Raw genomic sequence first — 4,073 nt, forward strand, 5'->3', positions numbered from 1 at the left:
GCGGTTCATCCCCGCGTGTGCGGGGAACACACTTCTTTCAACTTATTGTTTTACCAAGAAAATCTACCACACCAAAATTCTACCGAATTTTACGTGGGCAGGTAGCAGTAAATTGTTCATGTTGTTAAAGAGCGTTTGCATCGGTTTGTGGAAGGAAGCTGACGAGTTTTGCGCCGTCAAGTTCTACGGGGATACGGCGGTTTTTACCCAAGGTCACAAAATCAAAACCGGCTTCATTACTGGTACGCCATGCCATGACAGCATTGCCGTCGCCAATGCCGACTTCAACCTGATGCCAGATGTGATCCCGCACTTTGGCTGAATAATTCCCCACATACACCCCGGCGCGGATTTCCAGCAGCCAGATGGCGAGCCGCCCACGCAGACGGGGTGGGCCGTTTTCAAGCACGATGACCAGCATCGCCGATGTTCTCCGGGTTGGGAATTGCGGGGCCAACTTGCTCTTCGAAGGCTTCCGGGGGTTCAATCTCGCCTGCTGCGAGCATGTCCTCTATGCCTGGAATAATGCGTTCGAGCAGCCGGGTTTCGCGAAAAATGTCGCGACAGGCGAGGCGCACTTGTTGCTCGGGATTAGCTGGACGGCGCGCGGCAATTCGAAATGCAAGGGGGACGACGGTTTCGAATTTGTACACATCGGCCACGTCATAAACAAACGAGAGCGGTTTGCCGGTGTGGATGAAACCGATGGCGGGCGCATAGCCTGCGGCGAGCACGGCAGCCTCTGTCACGCCATACAAACAGGCGGTAGCGGCGGACAGGCAACGATTCGGCAAATCGCCCTTGTCCCAGTCGCTGGTGTCGTAGTTGCGGGCTTTCCATTCGACACCGTATTTGGCTGCGATGCGTTTGTAGGTTTCACGAACACGTGCGCCTTCGATACCGCGTAATTGTTCGACGGAGCGGCGCTGCGGCGGCTCTTCGCCAAAACGCAGCGCATACATTTTGCGCACGACTTTCAGCCGCAGATTATCGTCGAGCGCCAGTTTGGCTTGATAGAGCAGGCGATCTGCGCGTGCGCCACCCGGCTGGCCCGCCGAATACAAGCGCACACCTGCCTCACCTATCCACACCAGCAGCGTGCCGACGCGGGCAGCCAGCGCACAGGCGGCGTGCGAGACGCGAGTGCCGGGTTCCAGCATCAGGCAGGCTACGCCACCGACCGGAATATGGGTGCGCACACCGGATTTGTCCACCACGACAAAAGCGCCATCCAGCACATCGAGGTGACCGTGCTCAATGTAGAGAATGGACAGCCGTTCTTTGATGGGAATGGGTTTGAGCGGGGGGAGCAAGTCAGCCATGATGCGTTCGCGCTTAGTGGTAATCGTCTTCGCGCTGGTGGCGCACCGCCAGCACAGTCACGCTTTCGGCATCTTCCACTTCAAACAGCGCGACATAACCATAGCCGCCAAAGCTGATCACCAGTTCCCGCAAGAACGGGTTTTCGGGAGAGGCCTTGCGGCAACTGAACGGGAAGATTTGCAAAACTTCGATGGCCTGGCTGATTACCGCCCGCGCCCGCTCGGCTGCGGCCAGATCCTGCTCAGCCAGAAAATCAAACAGCTGCTGCAAATCATCCGCTGCAGCAGGCGCAAAGCGGACTTGATACCTCACCTGTTAGCGACCGCCTGTTTGGCACGCGCCTTGGCAAGCGACGCATCCAGGCGCTTGAGCATTTCGTCAGACGAAACGTAATGACCGGACAGCCTGGCCTCTTCACGCGCAACAAGGCCGCGCATTATGAATTCGCGTTGTGCTTCACGGCGCGCGATATTCAAACGCACCGACTCCAGCACAAAGCCCGACAAGGTCTCACCTTCCTGCAAAACCGATTCAGCCGCCGCGCGCAGCGTGCTATCCACCCGCAAAGGGGGCAAAGTGGCATTTTTCATGGCATCTCCTTTTCGCATCGCATATGCGATGCAGTGTAGCGGCACCTAATCCTGCAAGCAAGTCGTCATATTCGCCGTACTAACAGCAAACCGCAGCCGAAGGCCTTGGCAGGGCCTTTTTTATACAACAGGGGCAACAGATAAAAGCCCGAGCCCCATTACCTTTCCGTGACCGATTCCACTCAGCAGCACTTTCCTGAAGCTTTCGGGCTCAGTAACCACAAGCCTGCCTTCGAAAAGAACAGAATAAACCCGGATGCCGTTGCCTGAATGTTGTCTTCCACCCAGCATCTGCTCGTGTGATATTCGTACATCCGAGCGCTCTGGCGATGGCTCTGCAAAATCGAAAGTTGTCAATCGAGGCAGAGAAAAGCCATGCTGCTCGCCTTTTCGCTCAATCCATGTCTCTTGCTCTTCCACTTTCAACAAACCAAGGCGTTTCCCATTTCGGGTTACACAAGGATTGGCGCGTAGCCTGAAGCGAAAGCGCTTGCCTACCACTAGTGAATCGAGTGCGAGCCGTTCGTGCAAATCGATGGCGGGGTCGGCGTTGGCTAACCATCCGTCGGTATCGATACGCGCCCAGTCTGCGACAGATCGACTTTGAACAAGAATCCGCGGACATCCAGTCGCATCAGTCTCTGGTTCAAGTCGCCATAAAAACTCGCCCTCAGGGCATTTCTGCTCCGGCGTGCAAAAGGCGCGACACAGCGTGGCATGAAGTTGATAAGGATCGGCTAGATCTCGCCGGGCCTCTCGACAACGCGGATTAAGGTGGATTCTATGCAGCAGCATCGGCCACCTCCTGCGGGAAAGCTGTCCACTCCGAGCGTACGAAGCGCGCCCCGAAACGTCGTTCAGCAAATGAAGACAACGGCTGATCCATCTTGAGCACACCTGATCCATCGTCGGACTCAAAGGAAACCAAGAGCTGTTCAGGGGGCTTTTCCCATTTTCGTGTTGAGCTGATCCAAGGCCACTGTGCCAAGGCTTTACGCAAAGGTGCATCCAGCAATCCATTTTCAATCCAGATTGGTTCGGAAGGCACATAGGATTTTCGTCCCAATGCCAAAGTCCACACCGGATTTTTCAAGGCGGCATAAATCCGTTCCAACAATAAGCGATCCTCGCATTCCAACCCGACAAGAAAAGCCGCGTCAGCGAGATAATGGCGATATGACTGAACGCCTTCACCGAGATGAGCGCCTGAAGGGTAATTACCGTTTGCAAGAATTATTCGGCTTTGCGTCTGAAACTTACCATCAGATGTCGCTACATCCTCGGTTCCCTGTCCTGTTGTTTGATAGTCATACTTCGGCACACCCGGTCGATCATGACGAACCCCCATGACCAAATGTGTAAGTGGTTCAAGGCGAGACCAGTTCTCGCGCTCGATCCCCATGGCGGCGGCTATGAGACCGATGACACCAGACTTGCTCGGCTCCTTCCCCGTATCGCGCTGGTCAAAGCGACTGGTGGTTCCCCACGATTGCATGGGCCCCACCAAACGAAGCAACAAGGTAGGCATTTTATTTATCCTTCTTGGAGACTTCACTCAATGCCCATTCGATGACATCAGAAATACTCTTCTCTTGGCTTCCAAGCCCCTTCGCTTCGTACTTTTCGCCAAACACATCTTCAGAGACGGCGTAGCGGGAATTGCATGGGGTGCTATAGAGCTTATCCAGGGCAACTGCCTTTGCGGACAGGCGCGCCGCCGATTCCTTGGTCAGCGACTCATCTTTCTTCACGCGGAGGGCTGTTTCAAAAGCGTTGGACAAGTTGCGAGGCGCGGTATTGCTGCGTACTGAAATTGTCATAAACTCTGGCGGATTATGCGCGGCAAAACTGTTCTGCATACCAGTGGGTTCGGCCACCATAAAGCCTTCAAGAAATGCCCGTAAACCTTTGTGCGCCAGTTCTGTGTCGTTCTGGAGATTTGCCACCAGCTTGTCCCAGTCCACCACAGCGTAGCGATAGAAACAGGCTGAGTTGAACTCCACCGTGCCCATCATATCGGCACCTGCGGTGTCCTCAGGCTTGAGATCATCTACGGCGGTGTAAAAATCAAACTCACGCTCAACAGAATGGGTTGAAATGGCGTGAGCTACTTGGCAAGCGGCGTGCTGATTTTTCTCGGGCATATCAGCCAACATGCGC

General features: G+C 54.9%; 7 protein-coding genes. All 7 read right to left on the bottom strand.

The features are described from left to right. Positions 1-124: 124 nt before the first annotated feature. Positions 125-421 carry a type I-E CRISPR-associated endoribonuclease Cas2e gene (cas2e, locus tag ACYCZJ_RS02725; protein WP_461552685.1) on the bottom strand — a complete coding sequence of 99 codons (297 nt, stop codon included), beginning with the start codon at positions 419-421 and terminating at the stop codon, positions 125-127. Further along, entirely contained in the window at positions 402-1,322 is a 921-nt protein-coding gene (gene cas1e, locus ACYCZJ_RS02730) for a type I-E CRISPR-associated endonuclease Cas1e (RefSeq protein WP_461552686.1), read from the bottom strand. Before cas1e ends, cas2e begins: the two co-directional genes overlap by 20 nt. Positions 1,323-1,335: 13 nt before the next feature. Next, complete coding sequence (locus ACYCZJ_RS02735) at positions 1,336-1,635, bottom strand: type II toxin-antitoxin system RelE/ParE family toxin (RefSeq protein WP_461552687.1); 300 nt, start codon at positions 1,633-1,635, stop codon at positions 1,336-1,338. Continuing rightward, a complete protein-coding gene (locus ACYCZJ_RS02740; protein WP_461552688.1) occupies positions 1,632-1,913 on the bottom strand; it encodes a YlcI/YnfO family protein in 282 nt (93 codons plus the stop codon). Before ACYCZJ_RS02740 ends, ACYCZJ_RS02735 begins: the two co-directional genes overlap by 4 nt. Positions 1,914-2,033: 120 nt before the next feature. Next, complete coding sequence (cas6e, locus tag ACYCZJ_RS02745) at positions 2,034-2,708, bottom strand: type I-E CRISPR-associated protein Cas6/Cse3/CasE (protein WP_461552689.1); 675 nt, start codon at positions 2,706-2,708, stop codon at positions 2,034-2,036. Next, positions 2,695-3,441, bottom strand: a complete 747-nt coding sequence (gene cas5e / locus ACYCZJ_RS02750; protein WP_461552690.1) for a type I-E CRISPR-associated protein Cas5/CasD — start codon at positions 3,439-3,441, stop codon at positions 2,695-2,697. Before cas5e ends, cas6e begins: the two co-directional genes overlap by 14 nt. A gap of 1 nt (position 3,442) precedes the next feature. Continuing rightward, on the bottom strand, positions 3,443-4,073 hold a 631-nt coding region (gene cas7e, locus ACYCZJ_RS02755; RefSeq protein ID WP_461552691.1), incomplete at its 5' end, for a type I-E CRISPR-associated protein Cas7/Cse4/CasC.

Source organism: Sulfuriferula sp., assembly GCF_054605375.1.

Coding starts and splice junctions, on each gene's coding strand:
- cas1e (WP_461552686.1), bottom strand. CDS start 1,322: ATGGCTGACTTGCTCCCCCCGCTCAAACCCATTCCCATCAAAGAACGG.
- cas5e (WP_461552690.1), bottom strand. CDS start 3,441: ATGCCTACCTTGTTGCTTCGTTTGGTGGGGCCCATGCAATCGTGGGGA.
- cas2e (WP_461552685.1), bottom strand. CDS start 421: ATGCTGGTCATCGTGCTTGAAAACGGCCCACCCCGTCTGCGTGGGCGG.
- ACYCZJ_RS02740 (WP_461552688.1), bottom strand. CDS start 1,913: ATGAAAAATGCCACTTTGCCCCCTTTGCGGGTGGATAGCACGCTGCGC.
- cas6e (WP_461552689.1), bottom strand. CDS start 2,708: ATGCTGCTGCATAGAATCCACCTTAATCCGCGTTGTCGAGAGGCCCGG.